This window comes from Arthrobacter sp. E70 (genome assembly GCF_058266945.1).
Window position 1 is genome coordinate 21,750 of sequence record NZ_JBYQFR010000013.1, and the last position, 20,913, is coordinate 42,662.

The window sequence follows — 20,913 nt, forward strand, 5'->3', positions numbered from 1 at the left end:
AGGAACACGATGGCCAGAGGAGCGTTATGACCACCGGAGTCGAGGGCGCCACACGGTGGCCCACCATCACCAAGGACGTGGCCGCCTTCCCCGTGCAGCCGAACCTGCTGGACTACGAGGCCGCCCGGCGGGACTTCACCTGGGACCAGGCCCGGCAGGCGCTGTCCGGCCTGCCCGGCGGCCGGGGGCTGAACATCGCCTATGAGGCGGTGGACCGGCACGCGGCCGGACCGAATGCGGACAAGGAGGCCCTGCGTTTCGTCCGCGCCGACGGCTCCACGACGTCCCTGACCTACGCCGACCTTGCCGTGCAGACCGGCAGGTTCGCCGCCGTCCTGGGTTCCCTGGGGGTGGGCCGCGGCGAGCGCGTGTTCTCGCTCCTGGGCCGCAGCCCGGAGCTGTACACCGCCGTCCTGGGCACCTTCAAGAATGGGAGCGTCTTCTGTCCGCTCTTTTCCGCCTTCGGCCCCGAACCCGTCCGGCAGCGGCTGCACCTGGGCGCCGGCCGGGTCCTGGTGACCACCAAGGCGCTGTACCGCAAGAAGGTGGCACCCGTCCGGGATGCCCTTCCGGAGCTGCGCTTCGTCCTGCTGGTGGACGCCGCCGGCGCCCCCGAGCCCGGAACCCTGGACCTGGCCGAACTCCTGGCCAGCGCTGATCAGGCAGGCGCTGGTCCGGAGGGGGAGATCGCGGACACCCAGCCCGAGGACATGGCCCTGCTGCACTTCACCAGCGGCACCACCGGCACGCCCAAGGGAGCCATCCACGTCCACGACGCTGTGGCCGCGCACTACGCCACCGGACGCTTCGCCCTGGACCTGCACCCGGACGACATCTACTGGTGCACCGCGGACCCCGGCTGGGTGACCGGCATGTCCTACGGCATCATCGCCCCGCTGGTGCACGGCGTCACCACCGTCGTGGACCAGGAGGAACTGGACGCGGACCGCTGGTACCGGATCCTCGCCGAACAGCGCGTCACCGTCTGGTACACCGCACCCACCGCGCTGCGCATGCTGATGAAGGCAGGGGCGGAACGCGCTGCCGGGCATGACCTCTCGGCCCTGCGCTTCGTGGCGAGCGTGGGCGAACCGCTGAACCCCGAGGCCGTGGTGTGGGGCAAGGACGTCTTCGGGCTGCCGGTGCACGACAACTGGTGGCAGACCGAGACCGGCGGGATCATGATCGCCAACTACCCGGCCATGCCCATCCGGCCCGGCTCCATGGGCCGCCCGCTGCCCGGCATCGAAGCGGCGTTGGTGGCCCGGGACGCCGACGGCAAACCGGTGGTCCGGGACGGTGAGGTCCAGCTGGTCACCGAACCGGATGCCATGGGGGAACTGGCGCTGCGTCCGGGCTGGCCGTCCATGTTCCGCGGCTACCTGAACGAGGAGGAGCGCTACCGCCGCTGTTTCGCCGGCGGCTGGTACCTGACGGGGGACCTGGCAAAGCGCGACGCCGACGGCTACTTCTGGTTCGTGGGCCGCGGCGACGACGTCATCAAGTCCTCCGGCCACCTGATCGGCCCCTTCGAGGTGGAAAGCTGCCTCATGGAGCACCCCGCGGTGGCCGAAGCCGGGGTGATCGGCGTGCCCGACCCCGTGGCCGGCGAAGTGGTCAAAGCCTTCGTGGAGCTCAAGCCCGGCAACGAAGCCACGGAGGACCTGCAGCTGGACATCATCGGCTTCGCCCGGAAACGGCTCGGCGCGGCGGTGGCACCACGGCTGCTGGAATTCACCGCCAACCTGCCCAAGACCCGCAGCGGCAAGATCCTCCGCCGGCTCCTGAAGGCACGCGAACTCGGCCTGCCCGAAGGCGACCTCTCCACGCTGGAAACGCCGCGGGGACAGGAACAGCAGGGGCAGGAACTACCGGGACAGGAATCCCACCAAGGAGGGCAGCCATGAGCAGCGTGCGGGGCCAGGGCGTCCCGGACCCGGAGCACGCCCTGCACCTGCTGCGGCAGATGCTGCGGGTGCGCCGGCTCGAGGAAAAATGCATCGAACTCTACAGCGCCGCGAAGATCCGCGGCTTCCTGCACGTCTACATCGGAGAGGAAGCAGTGGCCGCCGGGGTCATGGGAGCCCTGGCACCTGAGGACGCCGTGGTGGCCACCTACCGTGAACACGGCCACGCCCTGCTCCGCGGCGTCTCCGCCGGGTCCATCCTTGCCGAGATGTACGGCCACGCCGAGGGATGCTGCCGTGGACGCGGCGGTTCGATGCACCTCTTCGACGCCAACACGCGCTTCTACGGCGGCAACGCGATCGTGGCAGGCGGGCTGCCGCTCGCCGTCGGGCTGGCGCTCGCGGACCGGATGGCCGGCCGGCAGCGGGTGACCGTCTGCTTTTTCGGCGAAGGCGCCGTAGCCGAAGGCGAGTTCCACGAAAGCATGAACCTGGCCGCCCTGTGGCAGCTGCCGGTGCTCTTCTGCTGCGAAAACAACCTCTATGCCATGGGAACGGCGCTGGGCCGCTCGGAGTCCCAGACTGACATCGCGCTCAAGGCCGCCGGCTATGAAATGCCGGCCTGGGCCGTGGACGGCATGGACGTGCTGGCGGTGGAGGAGGCCGCACGCCGCGCCGTGGACGGGGTCCGCTCGGGCGGCGGCCCGCACTTCCTGGAGCTGCGTACGTACCGGTTCCGCGCGCACTCGATGTTCGACCCCGAGCTGTACCGGGAGAAATCCGAGGTGGCGCAGTGGATGGAACGGGACCCCATCCGACTGCTCCAGTCTCTCCTGGAGGCGGCAGGGCAGCTGCCGGAGAAAAAGTGGGCGGCGCTGCAGGAGGACGTGGACGCGGAGATCAGCACCGCCGTCGGATTCGCTGAGGCCGGAACCCTGGAGCCGGTGTCCGAACTCGCCCGGTTCGTGTACAGCGACACGGCAGACGGTGGCAGTGCAGGCACAAACAGCAGTACCGGTGCCGGGAAAGAAGGCGCCGGGAAAGAAGGGGGAGCAGGATGAAAACCACCTACCGGGAAGCCATGCGCGCCGCCCTCCGGGACGCGCTGCAGCGCGACGAGCGGGTCTTCCTCATGGGCGAGGACGTGGGCCGCTACGGCGGCAGCTTCGCCGTGAGCCTGGGCCTGTTGGAGGAATTCGGGCCGGAGCGGATCCGCGATACCCCGCTGTCCGAATCCGGGTTCGTCGGCGCGGGCATCGGCGCGGCGCTGGGAGGGATGCGGCCCGTCGTCGAGATCATGACCGTCAACTTCAGCCTGCTGGCGCTGGACCAGATCATCAACAACGCCGCCACCTTGCTGCACATGTCCGGCGGGCAGTTCAACGTGCCGATTGTCATCCGGATGACCACGGGTGCGGGCCGGCAGCTGGGCGCCCAGCACTCGCACAGCCTGGAGGGCTGGTACGCACACATTCCGGGCCTGCGCATCCTGGCCCCGGCCACCCTGGCCGACGCCCGGGGCATGCTTTGGACCGCGCTGCAGGACCCGGACCCGGTGCTGATTTTCGAGCATGGATCGCTGTACAACGTGGCGGGGGAGCTCGACGACGACGCCGGCGCGGTAGACATCGACAGGGCCGCGGTCCTGCGGCAGGGGGACGACCTGACCCTCATCACGTACGGCGGCACACTGCCGCTGGTACTGGAAGCCGCCGAACAGCTGGCCGAGGACGGCATCGAGGCCGGCGTCATCGACCTGCGTACGCTCCGCCCGCTGGATGAGGCGGCCATCCTCGCCAGCGTCGGCAGGACACACCGCGCGGTGGTGGTGGACGAGGGCTGGCGCAGCGGCAGCATCTCGGCGGAGATCGCCGCCCGGATCAGCGAGGGGGCGTTCTTCGACCTCGATGCGCCGGTGGAGCGGGTGTGCAGCCTGGAGGTGCCCGTCCCGTATGCCAAGCACCTGGAGCAGGCGGCACTGCCGTCCGTGGAGCGGGTGGTGGCCGCGGCGCGCAGGGCTGTGGGCAGCTCATGACCGAGTTCCGGATGCCGTCCCTGGGCGCCGACATGGAGCACGGCAAGGTGGTGGAATGGCTGGTCAAGCCGGGGGACTACGTCCACAAGGGGGACCTGGTGGCCGCGGTGGACACGGACAAGACCGTGATGGACATCGAGTCCTTCGAGGAAGGCGTAGTGGCCGAGTTCCTGGTGGAGATCGGGGACACCGTGGACGTCGGCACCCCCATCGCCCGCATCACCGCGACCCCCGCGGAACTCCCGCCGCCCCCGCAGGCAGAGCCCGGTGCAAAAGTCCCGCCGCCGGTCCGGCACCTTGCGCACACACTGGGGGTCGACGTCGGACGCATCAGCGGCACGGGCACGGACGGCGAAGTGACCAGGGCCGACGTCGAACGCGCCGCGGCAGCGCACGTCGCCGAATCGGCGCCCGGGCAGGCGCCCGCGGCCGAGGTGCCTGCCCAGGCACCGGCACCTGCTGCCGTCGAAACGCACCGGGTCCGGTCCTCGCCACTGGCGCGGCGGCTGGCGGCTGAGCTTGGCGTGGACCTGAAGGACGTCACGGGGACGGGGCCCGGCGGCGCGGTGACGGAAGATGACGTCCTCTCTGCCGTGCCGCCCAAGGAAACCCGTACGGAAACGCCGGCGGCAGCAGCGCCGTCGGAATCGCCGGCACCTGAGCCCGCAGCGGCACCCAAGGAAGCGGCAGCCAAACCGAAGGGCACGACGGCGGCGGGCGGCAAGGCGGACAGCCTGCGGCAGGCGATCGGCGCGCTGATGTCCCGGTCCAAAAAGGAGATTCCGCACTACTACCTGTCCACCACCCTGGATCTGGCGGCAGCGATGGCGTGGATGCAGGGGGTGAACCGGGAACGGCCCGTCTCGTCGCGGCTGGTGCCGTCGGCCCTGCTGCTGAAGGCCACCGCGCTGGCTGCGAAGGAGGTGCCGGACATGAACGGCTTCTTCACCAAGGGTGCCTTCCAGGCCAGCAGCGCGGTGCACCTGGGCGTGGCGGTGGCGCTGCGGCACGGCGGCCTTGTGGCGCCGGCCCTGCACGACGCCGACACGCTGACCCTGGACCAGCTGATGGACCAGCTGCGCGACCTGGTGGGCCGGGCCCGTGCCGGCAGGCTGCAGCGCGCGGAAATGGCAGATCCCACCATCACCGTGACCAACCTGGGCGACCTCGGCGTCGAGAGCGTGTTCGGCGTGATCTACCCGCCGCAGGTGGCGATGGTGGGTTTCGGCAAGGTGCTGGAGCAGCCCTGGGCGCACAACGGGATGCTCGGGATTCGGCATGCTGCGACGGCCACGCTGTCGGCCGACCACCGGGTGAGTGACGGGCTGCGTGGCGGCCGTTTCCTGGCCCGGATCGACGAATTGCTGCAGGCACCGGACAAGCTGTAGGCAAGGAGGAGCCGTGAACGAACAGGACGCACGCCATGCGGTGGTGGCGGCGATCGGCAAGGTGGCGCCCGACGTCGGGCCCGAAGACCTCGACGGCGGCGCCAGGCTGCGCCAGGACTTGGAACTGGACTCGCTGGACTTCCTCCGGCTGGTGGAGGTGATTGCCGAGTCCACGGGGGTGGACATCCCGGAGGCGGACTACCCGGCAGTGGCCACAGTGGACGGGCTGGTCAGCTACGTCGCCGGGCACGGCTGAGGAGCGGGAACGCTGGGAGGACGTCATGAAAGCCCTGGTTGTGGGGGCAGGGATCGCCGGCCTCGTCGCTGCCCGACAGCTGGGACTTGCCGGGTGGGACGTGGACGTCCTCGAAAAGTCGGATGCCCCCCGCCCGGACGGCTACATGATGGACTTCTTTGGCCCCGGGGTGGAGGCGTCGGAACGGATCGGCCTTTACCCACGGCTGGCCGATGTGGCGTACCGCGTGGAGGCAGCGGAGTATGTCGATCCTACGGGGCGGCCCAGGGCCAGCCTCAATTACGACCAGTTTTCCAGGCTTGCGGGCGGCAAGGTGCTGAGCCTGCTGCGTCCGGATATGGAGCGTGCCGCGCTCGCCGCACTTGATGACGTTCCCGCCGGCCTAGTGCGCGTCCGGTATGGGACAGCGGTGTACCGGGTGTGGAACCGTGCGGAAGTCGTACGCGTAGGCCTGGACGGCCGGGGAGATCCGGCGCTGGAAGGAGACGTCCTCATTGGGGCTGACGGCATCCATTCCGCCGTGCGGTCCGAAGTCTTCGGGCCGGAACAGCAGCATCTGCGCCCGCTGGGCATGCGGGCAGCGGCATTCATCGTGCCTGAGCCGGATCTGAACCGTCGGTTCCGGAACCGGTTCATCCTCACCGACACTCTCAACCGGGTGGCGGGGTTCTACGGCCTGCGCTCCGACGACGTCGCGGCCTTCATGGTCTACCGTGACGCCGCGGGTGGACTGCCCGACGGGATGGCCGGGACGGCGCGGGAACGTCTTCGCCGGGAGTTCGGCGGGATTGGCGGCGCTGTGGACCGGCTCCTGCAGCTGTGTCCGGAACACCCCTACGACGACGTCGTCGCACAGATTGTCATGCCTGGCTGGCAGAAGGGGAGGACTGTCCTCGTCGGGGACGCTTGCGGGGCGGTGTCGCTGCTTGCTGGCAGAAGGGGAGGACTGTCCTCGTCGGGGACGCGTGCGGGGCGGTGTCGCTGCTTGCTGGCCAAGGCGGGTCGCTCGCCATCGCCGGAGCGGCGCTGCTGGGCGACATCCTGGGACCCGCAGCTTCACCCGAAGGGATCCGGCCGGCCCTGGCCGAATTCGAGCGGCGCTGGCGGCCTGTGGTGGAGCAGGCCCAGGCTGCGGGAAGGCGGGCTGCATCCTCCTTCCTCCCCGCCAACCGCACGCAGCGCCTCCTGCGCCGCTGGATTATTCGCGCCTCGCACGCCCCGGGCCTTGACCGCATCGTTGCCCGGCAGATTATCGGCAGGATTGCGAAGTGAGCCGGGGGCCAGGCGGGCATGTCCGGCGCAGGGACTGCTGGCCCCACCGGACATGCCCGCTCCTGGGTGGATTAGCTTTGTAGCCGGATCAGCCCAATAGCCGAATCATCCCAGCGAGGCGAGGAGGTCGGCGCAGGCCTGCTCGCAGCGGCGGCACGCTTCCGCGCAAACGCGGCAGTGCTCGTGCATGGAGGCGTGCTCGCTGCATTCGTCACCGCAGGCCTTGCAAGCCGCCCGGCAGGCTTCCAGCACGGCGCGGGTGAGGTTGGCGTCATACCCCGTGTGGCGGGATAAAACGTTGCCGGTGGCGGCGCAGATATCGGCGCAGTCGAGATTGGTGCGGATGCACTTGGTCAGCTCGGCCACCATGTCCTCGCTGAGGCACGCGTCCGCGCAGGCGGTGCAGGTCTGGGCGCATTCGAAGCAGGCCGAGATGCATGCGGCGAGCTTGTCCTTGTGTACGGTGCCGAGGTCTTTGGGGTAGGTGTCCAGCATGGACTGTACGTGGGTCATTGGGTTCTCTCATTTCCGGTTGTTACGGCTGTTGATGGGTGAGTTAACAGGCGTTGTTTACGTCCGGCTGATGGAAAGCTGGTCCAGGGTCAGGGCCTGCCGCCTGGGTTGGGGTTCCGGAGGCCCGTTGGGGAGCAGGGACCGCGGGCCGGCGTGCAGCGCCAGGGCCGGAGGGTCGGGCGCTGCTGCTTTCGTAGGTGCGGGTTCGCTCCGCGACGCAGGGTAGCGGTCGCAGCACGCGTGGTGCTGAGGCAAATCGCTGTGGCACGGGGAGTTGCGCCCATCTGCAGCGGGCGGCTGGCCCGGGGCGGGAACGGACGACGGCGCGTGGCGCAGTTCAGCTGCAAGCACGGCTTCCGCGGGACCGGGGAAGTTGGCGGGGGCTGCGTGATGGACCACTGACACTGCCGCCGCGGACCCCGGCACCAGCGCATACCTAGTGCCCTGGAAGTACGAGACCGCAGCCACCAGCAGCAGCCCGGAAAGAAGCCAGGCGAAAAGGATCCGCGGCATCGAAAGCTCGTGGACCGGCCTCGGGCGGTGCGGCGGTGGCTTCGTTACTGTCTCCTTGCGTCGGGCGCAGGTCCTGTTCCATGGTTCCGGCGGGACCTTTGTGATCTACTACTAAGTAGACTGACTATTTTCGTCCAGAAAATCAAGGGAAGCAGTACCCGCCAAGTCGTGCAGCAGGCTGGGATCCGCAATGGAAAGGGAGAACATGGCCGAACCGCTGGTCATCGTTTTTGATGTCAACGAGACCCTGTCCGACATGGCCCCGCTGGGGGAAGCATTCGCTCAAGTAGGCGCACCACGCGCGCTGGCCAAGCTCTGGTTTGCCACGCTCCTGCGCGACGGCTTCGCCCTCGCCGCCAGCGGCGACAAGGAACCCTTCGCCACCATCGGCGCCGATGCCCTCCGCATCCTGCTGGGATCCGAAGGAATCAGCGGAAACCTGGACACCGCCGTCGAGCGCGTCCTGGCTGCCATGCAGAACCTTTCCCTGCATGCGGACGTCCCTGAGGGCGTCCGCGCCCTGGCGGCGGCCGGCCACCGGCTGGTCACCCTGACCAATGGCGGCACGGCAAATTCCGACAAACTGCTGGTTGCCGGCGGCATCCGGGACAAATTCGAACTGCTCCTCTCTGTTGAGGACGCCCCTGCGTGGAAGCCGGCGAAGGCCGCCTATGCATACGCGGCAGCCGCGACCGGGGCGGATCCGTCCGGGATGCTGATGGTGGCTGTGCACCCCTGGGACATCCACGGGGCGGCCAAAGCCGGGCTGCGCACAGCCTGGATCAATCGGACCGGAGCCCGCTACCCCTCTTATTTCCGGTCCCCGGACATCGTCATCCCCGCACTGACCGCCCTGCCCCCGGCTCTCGCCGCATAGGCCTGTCCGGCCAACGGTAACGCGGGGCGGACAGCGGGCTTAGCCTTGTTACGGTGACTGCACGGATCCGACAGGAGAGCCCATGAACCAGCCAGCTGATCACCCCGGCGCAGCGTATGTGCCGCGGAAGATCACCGGACCGGTGCTGATGGGCGCGGTGCCCGGCCAGCCCCTTGCCGTTGCGCACCGCGCCGCGGAACTGGCCTTCAGCCTGGGCGTGGAGCTGGTTTGCGCCTACGTGGACGTCACCACGTACCCTGCCGAGGAACCCGACGGGCGGGTCGAGGCGCTGCCGATCGATCCGGACGGCATCGACGACGACATCGAGGGCATCAGCGCGGACCTCCGGGTGCGGCTGCAGGAAGCGTTCGACGGGACGGGCATCCGCTGGTCCTTCGTGACCCTGGCCGGAGACCCTGCCCGGGCGCTGGGCCACCTGGCGGAGTCACGCGACGCGTCGGTCATTGTGGTGGGAACCCGCGAACGCGGCCTCGGTGCACGCCTTGAGGAGCTGCTCGTGGGCTCGGTGGCCGTCCACCTGACGCACCGCCAGGACCGGCCCGTGCTGGTGGTTCCGCTCGCCCCGCACCCGAAACCGCACGCCAGGCCGCGCCGGCAGGAGGGCCGCTGATGCTCCCAGCCGACAAGGACGCCGCCGCTTCCGCCACGAGGGATGCGGATGCCGGGACGCTCGGCGAGGCGAGGACCCACCGGCCGGTCCATCTGCACCCGGGGTTCGTGGCCGTCGTCGTCCTCGGCGGCATGCTCGGTGCCCTGGCCCGCTACGGGCTCGGCGCTGTCCTGCCCGCCCCGGGCGGGTGGCCGCTGCCCACCTTGACCATCAACCTGGCCGGCGCCTTCCTGCTCGGCGCCCTGCTCGAGGCCCTGGTGCGCCGCGGCCCGGACGCCGGACGGCGCAGGGTCATCCGCCTGCTCGCCGGCACAGGCTTCCTCGGCGCCTTCACCACGTACAGCACCCTGGCGCTGGAAACGAACGCCCTGCTTGGGACTGGACGCAGCACGGATGCGCTGCTGTACGTCGCCGCCACCCTGGTGGGCGGGGCGGCGGCCACGGTGGCCGGGATCGCGTTGGCCGCAGGAAACCACCGCCGTACGGGAGTAAAGCGGTGAACGCCCTGGTCATCGCTCTGGTCGGACTTGCCGGCGGCCTCGGCGCCGGGACGCGGTTCGTCGTCGACGGACTCATCCGCGCCAAGTTCCGCACCGCCCTCCCCGTGGCCACCATCGCCATCAATGTCACGGGCTCTTTCCTCCTGGGCCTGGTCGCGGGGGCCGTCATCGTCCACGCCGCGCCCCCGGAACTCCAGGCCATCGCGGGTACCGGGTTCCTCGGCGGCTACACCACCTTCAGTACGGCCAGTTTCGAGACGGTCCGCCTGGTGCAGTCCCGGCGCACCGGCCTCGCGCTGCTCAACGGGATCGGCACCGCCGTTGTGGCCGTGGCCGCCGCGGCTGCGGGGCTGGCACTGGGGGCACGTCTCTAAGGGCGGATTCACCCTATTGCCTTGCCCGGGTTTTGGTTGGAGCATCGAGGTACCCGTAGGGCAAAGAGCCGGGGGTGTTGACGTGGATTCGGTCCAGCTTGACGGTTTGAGCGTGGCCTACACCCGGGCGGGTGCCGGGCCGCCGTTGGTCCTCTTGCACGGCTAGGTTGGAAACGGCCTTGCCACCTGGAAGCGGCAGCTGGAGGAGTTCTCGGAAGACTTCACAGTGGTCGCCTGGGATGCCCCCGGAGCGGGGGAGTCTTCGGATCCGCCCGAGGATTTTGGCATCGCGGGCTACGCCGACTGCCTGGCCGGCTTCATCGAACGGCTCGGCCTGCGGAACCCGTGCATTGTCGGGTTGTCCTTCGGTGGAGCGCTGGCTATTGCATTCGCGCGCCGCCACCCCGCCGTACCTGCAAGCTTGGTGCTTGCCTCCGCCTACGCGGGCTGGGGAGGCTCCCTTCCGGCTGACATGGCACGTCAGCGCCTGCAGCAGGCGCTGGAGCTGTCAAGGCTAACCCCGCAGAATTTCGTCGACACCCTGCTGCCAACGATGTTCGCCGCGTCGGCGCCGCAGGAGCAGGTGGACCTCTTTGGCGCGGCCCTGCGGCGGTTCCACCCGGCAGGCTTCCGGGCGATGGCCCGCGCCTCCGCTGAAGATGTTCGGGAGGCCCTGCCCTTGATCTCCATACCGACCCTGCTCGTCTAGAGCGATAAGGATGTCCGCGCTCCACTGGACGTCGCGCTGGCACTCAACGCTGCCATCGAGGGGTCCACCCTGGTGGTGCTTCCCGGTGCCGGGCACCTGTGTCAGATCGACGCCGCAGATGAATTCAATGCAACTGTCCGGGCTTTCCTGGGCAAATGTGTGAATTGAGAGCCTGCCGACTGCATCCACCACGAGGAAGCTCCGTCCGCAGGGATGAGGTGCGGCAGCTACAGCGGTTCGGTCCCGAAGCGCACGGGCCTTGAACCGGCGAGCCTGGCGTAACGCCGCCGTTCCAGCAGGAACGTGTCGCGGCCGAACGAATACGTGAGCAGTGCAAGGGCCGCCGCTGCGACAACGGTTGCTGCGGCCGTAGGGATGCCGGGGAACAGCGCAACCAGCAGCGCGAACGGCTGGAACGCCCCGATCGCCTTCCGCGCCGCGCTGTGCGGCAGCGGTCCGCGCAGGTGCGGCCGGAAGAACCCGAGGGCCACGAACACGTAGTACATGGCCCCGGTCACCAGGGTCCAGGGGCCCACGACGCCGGCCGCCGCGGCGGACAGGACGAGGACCAGGGCGGCGTCTGTGGCGGCATCGAAGCGGGCACCGGCCGCCGATGCCGTTCCGGTGCGCCGCGCCACCAGCCCGTCGAGCGCATCGAGCAGGAAGGCCACGCCGCCCAGGACCACGAGAAGGAGGTCCGGTGGGCGGCCGGTGATCAGTTGCGGCACGGCCAGGACGGCGCAAAGGGCGGCGAGGAGGGCGCGCAGCAGCGTGACCCGGTCCGCTGGCGTGGAGAACCGCGGGCTACGCCGCAGCAGAGAGGCGACGGCGGCTCCGGTTACCAAGGCGCCGGCGCAGAGGCCGGCCAGCTGCAGCCCCAGTCCCGGGGAGGACAGGGACGAAAGCCACAGCGCCGAGACCCCGAACGCGGCAGCGGCAGCCATCGTGTCCGGCGCGGCCCGTTCAGCTGCGCTGTCCATGTGCCACCTCCCTTCCGCATGCTAACAACGCCCCCGGCCCCGGCGATCTTGGCGCCCCGGGACGGCGCGCGGGCCTCACACCCCGGGTCGCGGCGTCGGACGCTCCACTACGCCGCCCCGCCGCCTCGGTGCCGCACGGACCAGGCCCGCGATGGCCAGAAGCGTGCCGATTCCCTCGGCGACCGCACTGAGGGCCTTGGAAAAGAACCACACGGGGTCGTACATGGCCGGTATCGGTCCGATGGCCGGGATGTCGACGTAGTAGTAAAGCATCACGGCAGCGAACGCGCTGGCAGCCACCAACAGGGCCACGGCGTAGGCCGCCCTGCTGCCGCGGACCAGGACGTAAATGCCGACCACCAGCGCCGCTGCCGCCTCAAGCAGGAAGAGCGTGCCCTGGCTGATGCCTCCGGGCGGCGCGTTGTTGTAGCCGGGCGCCAGGAAGAGGTGTACTCCGGCGTCGATGAACAAAGCCAGTGCGGTGAGCAGTCGTAGTGCCACGCTTATGTATACGCCCGCTGCCAGGGTTCGGTTCAAGGAATGGGGGCACTATGTGGATACCCGCGGCCAGTACACCCCTCAGGTCCGGGCCGTCTTGCTCGCAACGCTGGCTGGTTGGTGTTCCTTCTGCCAGGGCCAGCGCCCGGTGATCTCCAGTTCAAGGGAGAAACTCAGGAACGTCCGGATGAGCACGATCACTGCCAGGACTCCCACACTGGTGAAAGTCGGCGTCACGGCAACGGTGCGGATGATGTCAGCGGCCACCAGAAGTTCCAGGCCCAGCAGGATGGAACGGCCCAACAGCTGCCGGTACTGCCGGTAGACCGACGTTGGCTCCGGCCCGGGGCCGCTATGCGGAAAGCTCCGCCCCCGGACAGCCAGGGGAATGGACACGATTGCTCCGATGACCATGATGGCCACGCCGGCAAAGTCCATGTACTGCCCGGCGGTCTCGATGATTTCCTTGAAATTCATTTTTCCCACCGTACAGAAAGCTCAGCATGCTTACTAGTCTTGCCGGATTCCCGCTGTTGGACGCGGCGGGAATAATTGCGGGCAGCCGGGGTATTGTGCCCGGTAGCGGGCAGCGGAGCCTGCGGACCTACCAGTGAGGAGTATGGCAATGACCCTTCCGAAGGAACTAACGCCGGGAACGTGGACCTTGGACATGGCGCACAGCGAGATTGGTTTCAGCGTCCGCCATGCCGGGATCAGCAAGGTCCGGGGCCGGTTCAAGGAGGCCCAGGCCGAGGCACATGTGGGGCAGTCGCTCGCGGACTCCTCGCTGCGTGCAACGGTTGCCACAGCCAGCTTCGATTCGGGGGACGCCAACCGTGACGGCCACGTGCGCGGAGCGGACTTCTTCGACGTCGAAAAGTACCCGGAGATGACGTTCCGCGGCACCCATATTGAAGGGGACGGGGAGGAATACACCCTCACCGGTGACCTGACCATCAAGGGTGTCACCCGGCCGGTGGAGCTCGAAGTCGAGTTCACCGGTGTTGCCGTGGACCCGTTCGGCGCCACGCGTGCCGGGTTCTCGGCTGAGACCGAGATCAGCCGCAAGGAGTTCGGCCTGACGTGGAACGCCGCACTGGAGGCCGGCGGCGTGCTGGTCAGCGACAAGGTCAAGATCAACCTTGAGGCAGCCCTCGTCAAGCAGGGCTGAGCGGGCGCCTGGAGCAGCCCCCGCCCATGGTGACCGTCGCACCAGGGCGGGGGACCGCCGTCGTGCGCCCTTAAACGGCGCGCCCTTAGCCGATGACCGGCCGCTCTTCCGGGAGCTGGTAGAGGCGGGGACGTGAGGAGAGCGCCAGGGAGGAGGCCACCGTGATGGTCCCGATGCGGCCCGTGAACATCAGCACCATCAGGACCCACTGGGCGTCGGCGGGAAGGCCGGGGGTGATGCCGGTGCTCAGGCCCACCGTGGCGAACGCCGAAATGCTCTCGAAGAGGACTTTGTCCAGGGGCAGGTCCGTGAACATGAGCAGCAGCAGGGTTCCGGCCACCACGGCCGCCACGCCAAGGAGCGCAACGGACAGGGCCTGCCGCTGGGAGGACGAACTGATAGAGCGGTGCGCGATGGTCACGTGGTCCCGGCCGCGGACCTCATTCCAGATCGCGAAGAACAGCACCAGGAACGTGGTGACCTTGATGCCGCCGGCGGTTCCGGCGCTGCCGCCGCCGATGAACATCAAAATGTCCGTCACCAGCAGGGTCTCCGGCGATGCGGCGCCGTAGTCGATGCTGTTGAACCCTGCCGTGCGGGGGAAGACGGTGCCGGCCAGGGTTGCCAGGATCTTCCCGCCCGCGGGCATCGCGCCCAGGGTCTGTTCCCGGTTCCATTCGAAGGCGGCGAACAGTGCTGCACCCGCCGCTAAAAGGAGCAGGCTGCCGTAGATGGTCAGGCGCATGTGGACCGTCCAGTCCTTCACCCGGACGCCGCCGCGCAGCAGGGAGATCAGCACCGGGAAGCCCAGGCCTCCGGCCATGACAGCGGCGCAGATGGGGACGATGATCCAGGGATCGCCCGCAAAACCCACCAGGCTGTCGCTGTAGAGGGCGAAGCCGGCGTTGTTGAAGGCGGAGACGGCATGGAAGACCCCATGCCACAGGGCGGTGGCGGGGTTGTGGTCGTATTCGATCCAGTAACGTCCCGTGAGGATGAGGGCGGTGCCGGCCTCGAACAGGAGCATGATCCGGGCGACGCTGAACAGCACGGAGCGGACGTCCCCGAAGTTCAGGGTGTGGGTCTCGGACTGGGCGATCAGCTGCCCGCGCAGGCCGATGGTTTTCCGCACCAGGAGCGACAGCAGCGTGGCCAGGGTCATGATGCCGAACCCGCCCACCTGGATGAGCCCCAAAATCACCCCCTGCCCGAAGGGGGTCCAGAACGTGGCGGTGTCCACTGTGGCCAGGCCGGTGACGCAGACCGCCGAGACTGAGGTGAACAGGGCCGTCAGCAGCGGTTCCGGCTGCGGGTCGGTGTGCGCGGCGGGAAGCATCAGCAGCCCGGCACCGATGAGGATCACGGTCAGGAAGGCGAGTGGCACCAGCCGCACCGGATGCAGCAGCACACGGCCCAGGGTGCTTCCGCCGCCACGTTCGGGGAGCGGGGGGAGGCTCCTGCTGCGGATTCGTCCGGGCGCGGCTTTCAGCGGTTCTTCCACAGCCCCCAGAGTAGTGCAGCCCCCCGGGTACTGCAGGAGGCAGGGCGCTCACAGGGGCTGCGGCCGCACCTGCACGTTGCGCAGCGAACGGATGAGTGCGACGGCGGTGATGGACCCGGCTGCCATGATGGACGCCAGCACCACCACCTGGAACCGGCCGCTTCCAGGGGCGAGGCGCCGCCGAAGATGGCGCCCACGAAGGCACCGGGCAGGGTGACCAGCCCAGTGGTCTTGGTCTGGTCCGTGGACGGGATCAGCGCTGAATGCACTGCCTGCCGGGCCTGGGCCAGGGTGGCCTGCCGGGGCGTGGCGCCGAGAGCCAGCCACCCCTCCACCTGGTCCCACTGTTCCACTACGGCCTCGGAGAAGCGGCGTCCTGCCAGCGCGGCGATGGTCATGGAGTTGCCGATCACGATCCCGCCCACGGCCAGGACGTACCGGGGTGCGAACTCGACGGCCCCGGTCCCAAACACGACCGCAAGCGTTACCAGGATGCCGGCTCCCATGGTTGCGGCCACCACGGCGAACCGCCGCCACGACCAGGTGAGGCGCCGCGTCGCGGTCACCGCCGCCACGGTGAACATCACCAGCAATGCCGCGCCCACCCACAGGGGCTCGGCGATGATGCCGCCCAGCACCAGGCTGATGACTGCCAGCTGGGCCGTCCCGCGCAGGATGGCCAGGGCCGGGGAGAAGTACGACGGCGTCCGCGAGCCCCACAGGAATCCCACCGTGAGTGCCACCAGGGTGGCGAGGGCCACGAAGGTCGGCGCCAAGGGGGCAAGGTCAGGCATTGCTTCAGCTTACTGAGGGGACGGGACGGGTACTGGGGCTCGTCGAAGTCGAGTACTCCGGATCATTGCCCCCGGCCAAAACGGCGGCCTACGCTTGCGCGTAAATGGGTGGAAGTAATGGCCCGTCCGGTGACGGCGGACAGGGTGCCGCAAGCGATTGTGCTCAGGAGTTGTGCGATGAAAACCACCCCGTCCACCCGTACCAGCCAGTTCCTGGTCCTGCTCCTGGTCCTGGCCGGCGCCGTCTTGGGCGCCCCCGGCCGGGCCGAGGCAGACCCGGTCTACGGCACCCAGAGCATCGCCTACTCGGGGGTCAGCAACCCGCCCACATCGGACAAGCCGCAGAGCAAACTGTGGTTCAACGCCGGGTCCTGGTGGGCCGAGATGTGGACCACGGGGACGGGCTGGAGCATCTACCGCCTGGACCGCTCCACCGAGACATGGGTCAACACCGGAATCGTCAATGACACCCGCGCGAACACCCTGGCCGATGTGCTCTGGGACGGCAGCAAGCTCTATATCGCGTCCCATGTGGTGACCGTGACGGGGGACGGAACCCCGAACCCCTCCCAGTCCGGACAGCCCGCCAGGCTCTACCGGTACAGCTACAGCGGCGGTTCCTACGCCCTCGATCCAGGCTTCCCCACCACCGTCACTACCAATTCCAGCGAATCCATGACCATTGACCAGGACTCGCTCGGAGGTATCTGGGCGACGTGGACGCAGGTGGCCGGCAACTCCACGTCCGGCTACACCAACACGGTCTACGTCAACCACTCCGCCGATGCCGGGGCTACCTGGGACGTCCCGTTCGTGCTCCCGGTCGCCAGCCCGCATCCGGCACCCGACGATATTTCCGCCGTCGTGGCGTTCAACCGCAACCAGATTGGCATCATGTGGAGCGACCACGTCGCCAACACCGTCTGGTGGGCCACGCACGCGGACGGCAAAGCGGCCGACTCGAACTGGCAGCTGCAGCCAGCGATGCGCGGCAAAGGCCAGGCGGACGACCACCTCAACCTCAAATCACTCCAGTCGGACACCGCCGGGCGCGTCTTCGCCGCCGTGAAGACCAGCCTGAACGACTACTCCCCGGACCCCACCGTGCCGCAGCTGGTGCTGCTGGTCTTCAAGCCGGGCACCGCCGCCTTTACCCAGTCCACCATCTCCGTGGCCGGCGACTGCGTCACCCGCCCGCAGATCCTGCTGGATACGCAGAACAACATGGTGCACGCCTTCCAGACCGCGCCGCCCACATCCGTCACTGGGTGTTCCTATTCGGGAGCGGCGGGCGCCATCTATGAGAAGACCGCGTCCGTGGACAACCCGGTCTTCGGGCCCGGCCGGGGAACGCCGATCATCCAGAGCGCCTCCTCGTCCAATATGAACAACGCCACCACCACCAAGCAGAGCGTGGACAGTTCCACCGGGTTGGTCGTGCTGGCCAGCGACCATGTGGCCAAGCGGTACTGGTTCTCGGACCGCCCGCTCGGTACGGCCACCCCGCCGCCCCCGGCGACCCCCACCGCGTCATTTACCGCCACTCCCACCTCCGGGACGGCACCTCTGGACGTGGCGTTCACTGACACCTCAACCGGATCGCCCACCTCATGGAGCTGGGCGTTTGGCGACGGCGGCACGTCCACGGTGCAGAACCCCGCGCACAGCTACGCCGCGGCCGGAACTTACACGGCCACGCTGACGGCCGGCAACAGCACGGGCTCCACCACTGCGAGCGCCACCATCACCGTCAGTGCCGCCCCGCCGCCGCCCGCCACGGGCGGCATCACGGTGGTGAGCTCCAGCACCACCTACTCGGGGACGGCCACGCCCACGGCTGCGTTGCCCGTCCCTTCAGGCACCGCCGCGGGCGACGTGCTGGTGGCCTCCGTCGCCGCCGACCTGAACCCCGCGATGACCCCGCCTGCCGGCTGGACGGCCATCGTCAGCGGGCTCTCGGTCAGCACCGGCGCCCGGCTGTTCAGTTACTACCACGTGGTGGGCGCCTCCGACCCGGCGAGCTACACGTGGACGTTCAGCACCTCCGTGAAGTGGGGCGGCGGCATGACCGCCTACCGTGGCGTCAACAACACAACACCGCTGGACAGCAGCGTGGTCACTGCTGCGGACATCAGCTGGACGAAGTCGAGCCTCACGGTGGGCAGCATCACCACGGCCACCAACGGGGCCATGCAGATCAGCACGATCATCTGCGACTGCGCTTCGCCGGTGTTCTCCCCGCCCAGCGGCTGGACGCAGCGCTGGCAGTCGGCGGGCGGCCAGATCGCCGAGCAGGCGGACGTGCTGCAGGCGGCCGCGGGAGCGACGGGCACTGCCACCTGGAATTTCAGTGCCATCAGGGGAGCGGCGGCCTGGCGGACGGCGTTGAAACCGGCGGGCTAATCGTCACCAGACCCTTGCCGGTTTCTTCAGTGCGGGTTTTCGAGGGAGATGGTTTCCAGGTGCTCGGGGACGCGGGCCTTCCACCCGAGCTGGCGTTTGATGCGGGCCCTCAGCGCGTCGGAGGCGTCGGCTTCGCCATGCGTTACGTAGGTCATGGCAGGGGCGGCGGGGGCGGTCTTCATCCACTGGACCAGTTCGTTGGAATCGGCGTGCGCGGACAGTCCTTCCATCTGGATGACCTCGGCCTTGATGCTGATGTCCTGTCCGTAGATGCGCAGGTCCTTGGCGCCTGCGGCGAGGGCGGCGCCCCTGGTTCCTCCGGCCTGGTATCCGCTGAGGATGATTGCGTTGCGCGGGTCCGGCCCGTACGCCGCGAGGTGGTGGAGGATCCGGCCGCCGGTGAGCATGCCGCTCGCGGAAATGATGATCATGGGCCCGCCCCGGAGATTGAGCAGTTTGGATTCGTCGCCGCTGCGGACAGGGGTAGCGACTTTGTACAGGGCCTTGAACTCGTGCTCTTGGAGCCGATGTTCCTCGCGGTGGCGCTGGTACATGTCCGATGCGTCGATGGCCATGGGACTGTTGAGGTAGACCGGGATCGGCGGGATGGCGCGTTTGGCGAGAAGCCGGGAGAGGTGCAGCAGTACGGTTTCGGCGCGGCCGACGGCGAACGCGGCGATCATGATGACCCCGTGCCGTTTTGCCACACGGGTGATGATGGCGCCGAGTTCGGCTTCAGGGTCGCCAACCGGGTGCGCCCGGTTGCCGTACGTGGACTCGGTGACCAGTACATCGACCCGTTCCAGGGCTCTGGGCGGGTACATCAGGGGGTCGTGGGGGAGGGTGATGGGTTGATGATGCCTTGTGGTCTGCGTAGCGGGCTTCCTCTTCCTGGAGGTAGCCGTTGTCGGGAAGCAGCAGCGTGCACAGCTCGGAGGTGCCCGGCGTAGCGTAGACGGGCCCGCGGAAACCGTCGCGCACCAGTGCGGGGACGTATCCGCTGTGGTCAAGGTGGGCATGGGTGAGGACAACGGCGTCAATGTTTGCCGGATTGATCTGGAAAGGTACGCGGTTGCGGTCCCGCAGGTTCTTATAGCCCTGGAACAGCCCGCACTCGATAAGGACCCGGTGGCCCTGCGACAGCAGCAGGTATCTGGAACCTGTCACGGTGTCCGCTGCGCCAAGAAACCGCAGTGTCGGGGGATGCGTTTCCCTCATGGACGCTCCTTACACACTGCGGTTTCGGCGGCGCGGAAACCCGCGCGGGGTGTCAAGGTGCCGGACGGGACCGCCCCTGTTAGCCGCGGCTGATGGGAAGTTTCTTTGCTTCGGCGGGCTGGGCTTCGCCGGGCAGCGGGGCGCGGACTTCCAGGACGCCGTTGGTGTAGGTGGCCTTGATGTCTTCTTCCTTTACCCCTTCGGGGAGCGGGATGTTGCGGCTGAAGGATCCGTAACGGAACTCCGACCGGTAGCTGCCTTTGTCCTTGTGTTCTTCTTTTTCCTGGCGTTCGGCACGGATCCGCAGGAACCCGTCGTCCATGGTGATTGCAATGTCCTTGTCCGGATCAACCCCGGGCATCTCGGCACGGACCACCAGGGTTTTACCGTCGACGTACTCTTCAACCCGGATGGGGGCCGGGCCTGCCGCGGAGTCGAACATGCGTTCCATGGAGTCCAGCAGCTCCGCCGGGGACCGCAAGATGGTGTTGAAGGGGGAGGTCCGCCGGGTGGTTGCGAACGGGGACCATTTGAGCAGATCAGACATGACAGATTCTCCGCATTCGATGTAGGCGAAGGCCCTCGGCGGGGCCGGTGCCAGTCCAGTCAATACCCGTGAAGGTGGGGCGGATAGAGACAAAAGACCCGCCTGCCGGATGTTTTCGTACCCTCGCTGGCCCCGGGTTGCCGTTCCCGAAAAATGGGGGCTTTCGCCCCTGCCGGCACGCGGAAGACGTCCCCTAGTCTGGCCAGCGAAAGGGATTACCATGACCAGCACCGATTCGTTCCTGATAGTCGTTGGCTTTGACGGGTCCAAACATTCCCGCGCAGCACTGGACTGGGCCATGGATGAGGCCCGCCAGCGCCACGGCCAGCTGCGCCTGGTCACGGCCTGGGACAAACCCCAGCTGGCGTGGTACCCCGCCGTCCTGGAAACGGCGGCAGGTGAAATAGTCACTGAGGAGTCTCCGGAGCAGGCTGCCCGGACGCTGCAGGCTGAGGCGCTGCAGTCCGCTGCGGACGGCGGCGTGAGCGCCACGGCACAGCTCGTTAAAACCCACTCGCCTGCCTCCGCGATCCTCGACGCCGCCAAGGATGCGGGTCTTGTCATCGTCGGCTCCAGGGGGCGTGGAGGATTCCCCGGGCTGCACCTGGGCTCGGTCTCCACGCAGGTGGTCAACCACGCGCAGTGTCCTGTGCTGGTGGTCCCTTCCAAGGTGTAACTTCCCCTGTTGCACGTGGGGGTTCGGCCGTAGAATTAAACCGCCTGCAGGTAACCATCAGATGACGCCGGGTTGTTCAGGACATGAGAATGTCCGAGCCTTCTCTTAGCGAGATCGCGAAGGTACCTGCAGGTTCTGCATTTAAACCCG

At 68.2% G+C, this 20,913-nt stretch carries 20 protein-coding genes and 4 pseudogenes; 15 read left to right on the forward strand and 9 right to left on the reverse strand.

Annotation, left to right across the window (positions count from 1 at the left end):
* The first annotated feature begins 26 nt into the window (after positions 1-26).
* The 7 genes and pseudogenes from acsA to AC3IMC_RS16175 all read left to right on the forward strand — a co-directional run bounded on the left by acsA (position 27) and on the right by AC3IMC_RS16175 (position 6,858).
* Positions 27-1,907 (forward strand): acetate--CoA ligase, encoded by a 1,881-nt coding sequence (gene acsA / locus AC3IMC_RS16145; protein ID WP_490919637.1) that lies wholly within the window; start codon positions 27-29, stop codon positions 1,905-1,907.
* Positions 1,904-2,968 carry a pyruvate dehydrogenase (acetyl-transferring) E1 component subunit alpha gene (gene pdhA, locus AC3IMC_RS16150; protein WP_490919638.1) on the forward strand — a complete coding sequence of 355 codons (1,065 nt, stop codon included), beginning with the start codon at positions 1,904-1,906 and terminating at the stop codon, positions 2,966-2,968. Before acsA ends, pdhA begins: the two co-directional genes overlap by 4 nt.
* Positions 2,965-3,942: an alpha-ketoacid dehydrogenase subunit beta gene (locus AC3IMC_RS16155; RefSeq protein WP_490919639.1), complete on the forward strand. Its 978-nt coding sequence runs from the start codon at positions 2,965-2,967 to the stop codon at positions 3,940-3,942. Before pdhA ends, AC3IMC_RS16155 begins: the two co-directional genes overlap by 4 nt.
* Positions 3,939-5,330, forward strand: coding sequence for a dihydrolipoamide acetyltransferase family protein (locus AC3IMC_RS16160; protein ID WP_490919640.1), 1,392 nt, complete (start codon positions 3,939-3,941; stop codon positions 5,328-5,330). Before AC3IMC_RS16155 ends, AC3IMC_RS16160 begins: the two co-directional genes overlap by 4 nt.
* Before the next feature lie 13 nt (positions 5,331-5,343).
* Positions 5,344-5,586 carry an acyl carrier protein gene (locus tag AC3IMC_RS16165; protein ID WP_490919641.1) on the forward strand — a complete coding sequence of 81 codons (243 nt, stop codon included), beginning with the start codon at positions 5,344-5,346 and terminating at the stop codon, positions 5,584-5,586.
* 25 nt (positions 5,587-5,611) lie between these two features.
* Positions 5,612-6,376: pseudogene (locus AC3IMC_RS16170) on the forward strand (FAD-dependent monooxygenase); the annotation flags it as partial.
* Between the two features lie 29 nt (positions 6,377-6,405).
* Positions 6,406-6,858 carry an FAD-dependent monooxygenase gene (locus AC3IMC_RS16175; protein ID WP_490919733.1) on the forward strand — a complete coding sequence of 151 codons (453 nt, stop codon included), beginning with the start codon at positions 6,406-6,408 and terminating at the stop codon, positions 6,856-6,858.
* A gap of 105 nt (positions 6,859-6,963) precedes the next feature.
* Here AC3IMC_RS16175 and AC3IMC_RS16180 read toward each other — a convergent pair whose 3' ends face one another.
* On the reverse strand, positions 6,964-7,371 hold the full coding sequence (locus tag AC3IMC_RS16180; RefSeq protein WP_490919643.1) for a four-helix bundle copper-binding protein: 408 nt from the start codon (positions 7,369-7,371) through the stop codon (positions 6,964-6,966).
* 57 nt (positions 7,372-7,428) lie between these two features.
* Positions 7,429-7,884, reverse strand: a complete 456-nt coding sequence (locus tag AC3IMC_RS16185; RefSeq protein WP_490919645.1) for a hypothetical protein — start codon at positions 7,882-7,884, stop codon at positions 7,429-7,431.
* A 190-nt stretch (positions 7,885-8,074) separates the two neighbouring features.
* Between AC3IMC_RS16185 and AC3IMC_RS16190 the strand changes: the two genes are divergently transcribed.
* The 5 genes and pseudogenes from AC3IMC_RS16190 to AC3IMC_RS16210 form a co-directional block, all read left to right on the forward strand.
* Positions 8,075-8,761, forward strand: a complete 687-nt coding sequence (locus AC3IMC_RS16190) for a haloacid dehalogenase type II (protein ID WP_490919646.1) — start codon at positions 8,075-8,077, stop codon at positions 8,759-8,761.
* 82 nt (positions 8,762-8,843) lie between these two features.
* Positions 8,844-9,392: a universal stress protein gene (locus tag AC3IMC_RS16195; protein ID WP_490919647.1), complete on the forward strand. Its 549-nt coding sequence runs from the start codon at positions 8,844-8,846 to the stop codon at positions 9,390-9,392.
* Positions 9,392-9,892 carry a fluoride efflux transporter FluC gene (locus AC3IMC_RS16200; protein ID WP_490919648.1) on the forward strand — a complete coding sequence of 167 codons (501 nt, stop codon included), beginning with the start codon at positions 9,392-9,394 and terminating at the stop codon, positions 9,890-9,892. The genes AC3IMC_RS16195 and AC3IMC_RS16200 overlap by 1 nt, the downstream gene beginning before the upstream one ends.
* Complete coding sequence (gene crcB, locus AC3IMC_RS16205; RefSeq protein ID WP_490919649.1) at positions 9,889-10,266, forward strand: fluoride efflux transporter CrcB; 378 nt, start codon at positions 9,889-9,891, stop codon at positions 10,264-10,266. Before AC3IMC_RS16200 ends, crcB begins: the two co-directional genes overlap by 4 nt.
* A gap of 193 nt (positions 10,267-10,459) precedes the next feature.
* Positions 10,460-10,975, forward strand: a pseudogene (locus AC3IMC_RS16210) (alpha/beta fold hydrolase); the annotation flags it as partial.
* Between the two features lie 227 nt (positions 10,976-11,202).
* Here AC3IMC_RS16210 and AC3IMC_RS16215 read toward each other — a convergent pair.
* From AC3IMC_RS16215 to AC3IMC_RS16225, 3 genes are all read right to left on the reverse strand, one after another.
* Positions 11,203-11,955, reverse strand: coding sequence for a CDP-alcohol phosphatidyltransferase family protein (locus tag AC3IMC_RS16215; RefSeq protein ID WP_490919650.1), 753 nt, complete (start codon positions 11,953-11,955; stop codon positions 11,203-11,205).
* Between the two features lie 75 nt (positions 11,956-12,030).
* Complete coding sequence (locus AC3IMC_RS16220) at positions 12,031-12,456, reverse strand: hypothetical protein (protein ID WP_490919651.1); 426 nt, start codon at positions 12,454-12,456, stop codon at positions 12,031-12,033.
* Between the two features lie 78 nt (positions 12,457-12,534).
* Entirely contained in the window at positions 12,535-12,930 is a 396-nt protein-coding gene (locus AC3IMC_RS16225; protein ID WP_490919652.1) for a DUF1622 domain-containing protein, read from the reverse strand.
* 148 nt (positions 12,931-13,078) lie between these two features.
* Between AC3IMC_RS16225 and AC3IMC_RS16230 the strand changes: the two genes are divergently transcribed.
* Positions 13,079-13,624: a YceI family protein gene (locus AC3IMC_RS16230; protein WP_490919654.1), complete on the forward strand. Its 546-nt coding sequence runs from the start codon at positions 13,079-13,081 to the stop codon at positions 13,622-13,624.
* Between the two features lie 85 nt (positions 13,625-13,709).
* Here AC3IMC_RS16230 and AC3IMC_RS16235 read toward each other — a convergent pair whose 3' ends face one another.
* Together AC3IMC_RS16235 and AC3IMC_RS16240 are read right to left on the reverse strand one after the other, a co-directional pair.
* Positions 13,710-15,092 carry a TrkH family potassium uptake protein gene (locus AC3IMC_RS16235; protein ID WP_490919734.1) on the reverse strand — a complete coding sequence of 461 codons (1,383 nt, stop codon included), beginning with the start codon at positions 15,090-15,092 and terminating at the stop codon, positions 13,710-13,712.
* 81 nt (positions 15,093-15,173) lie between these two features.
* A pseudogene (locus tag AC3IMC_RS16240) lies at positions 15,174-15,919 on the reverse strand (ABC transporter permease).
* Between the two features lie 177 nt (positions 15,920-16,096).
* Between AC3IMC_RS16240 and AC3IMC_RS16245 the strand changes: the two are divergent.
* Entirely contained in the window at positions 16,097-18,322 is a 2,226-nt protein-coding gene (locus tag AC3IMC_RS16245) for a PKD domain-containing protein (protein ID WP_490919655.1), read from the forward strand.
* A 26-nt stretch (positions 18,323-18,348) separates the two neighbouring features.
* On the opposite strand, the pseudogene AC3IMC_RS16250 reads toward AC3IMC_RS16245, so the two are convergent.
* Both AC3IMC_RS16250 and AC3IMC_RS16255 read right to left on the reverse strand, forming a co-directional pair.
* Positions 18,349-19,540: pseudogene (locus AC3IMC_RS16250) on the reverse strand (MBL fold metallo-hydrolase RNA specificity domain-containing protein).
* A 79-nt stretch (positions 19,541-19,619) separates the two neighbouring features.
* The gene (locus AC3IMC_RS16255) at positions 19,620-20,087 is read right to left on the reverse strand and encodes an Hsp20/alpha crystallin family protein (protein WP_490919657.1); all 468 of its coding nucleotides are present in this window, start codon (positions 20,085-20,087) and stop codon (positions 19,620-19,622) included.
* 220 nt (positions 20,088-20,307) lie between these two features.
* Between AC3IMC_RS16255 and AC3IMC_RS16260 the strand changes: the two genes are divergently transcribed.
* Positions 20,308-20,763 (forward strand): universal stress protein, encoded by a 456-nt coding sequence (locus tag AC3IMC_RS16260; protein ID WP_490919659.1) that lies wholly within the window; start codon positions 20,308-20,310, stop codon positions 20,761-20,763.
* Positions 20,764-20,913 lie beyond the last annotated feature (150 nt).

What these genes read in the sequence shown, in the direction of transcription:
- acsA (WP_490919637.1), top strand. Translation starts at nt 27, where the DNA reads ATGACCACCGGAGTCGAGGGCGCCACACGGTGGCCCACCATCACCAAG.
- pdhA (WP_490919638.1), top strand. Translation starts at nt 1,904, where the DNA reads ATGAGCAGCGTGCGGGGCCAGGGCGTCCCGGACCCGGAGCACGCCCTG.
- AC3IMC_RS16155 (WP_490919639.1), top strand. Translation starts at nt 2,965, where the DNA reads ATGAAAACCACCTACCGGGAAGCCATGCGCGCCGCCCTCCGGGACGCG.
- AC3IMC_RS16160 (WP_490919640.1), top strand. Translation starts at nt 3,939, where the DNA reads ATGACCGAGTTCCGGATGCCGTCCCTGGGCGCCGACATGGAGCACGGC.
- AC3IMC_RS16180 (WP_490919643.1), bottom strand. Translation starts at nt 7,371, where the DNA reads ATGACCCACGTACAGTCCATGCTGGACACCTACCCCAAAGACCTCGGC.
- AC3IMC_RS16185 (WP_490919645.1), bottom strand. Translation starts at nt 7,884, where the DNA reads ATGCCGCGGATCCTTTTCGCCTGGCTTCTTTCCGGGCTGCTGCTGGTG.
- AC3IMC_RS16190 (WP_490919646.1), top strand. Translation starts at nt 8,075, where the DNA reads ATGGAAAGGGAGAACATGGCCGAACCGCTGGTCATCGTTTTTGATGTC.
- AC3IMC_RS16195 (WP_490919647.1), top strand. Translation starts at nt 8,844, where the DNA reads ATGAACCAGCCAGCTGATCACCCCGGCGCAGCGTATGTGCCGCGGAAG.
- AC3IMC_RS16200 (WP_490919648.1), top strand. Translation starts at nt 9,392, where the DNA reads ATGCTCCCAGCCGACAAGGACGCCGCCGCTTCCGCCACGAGGGATGCG.
- AC3IMC_RS16215 (WP_490919650.1), bottom strand. Translation starts at nt 11,955, where the DNA reads ATGGACAGCGCAGCTGAACGGGCCGCGCCGGACACGATGGCTGCCGCT.
- AC3IMC_RS16225 (WP_490919652.1), bottom strand. Translation starts at nt 12,930, where the DNA reads ATGAATTTCAAGGAAATCATCGAGACCGCCGGGCAGTACATGGACTTT.
- AC3IMC_RS16230 (WP_490919654.1), top strand. Translation starts at nt 13,079, where the DNA reads ATGACCCTTCCGAAGGAACTAACGCCGGGAACGTGGACCTTGGACATG.
- AC3IMC_RS16245 (WP_490919655.1), top strand. Translation starts at nt 16,097, where the DNA reads ATGAAAACCACCCCGTCCACCCGTACCAGCCAGTTCCTGGTCCTGCTC.
- AC3IMC_RS16255 (WP_490919657.1), bottom strand. Translation starts at nt 20,087, where the DNA reads ATGTCTGATCTGCTCAAATGGTCCCCGTTCGCAACCACCCGGCGGACC.
- AC3IMC_RS16260 (WP_490919659.1), top strand. Translation starts at nt 20,308, where the DNA reads ATGACCAGCACCGATTCGTTCCTGATAGTCGTTGGCTTTGACGGGTCC.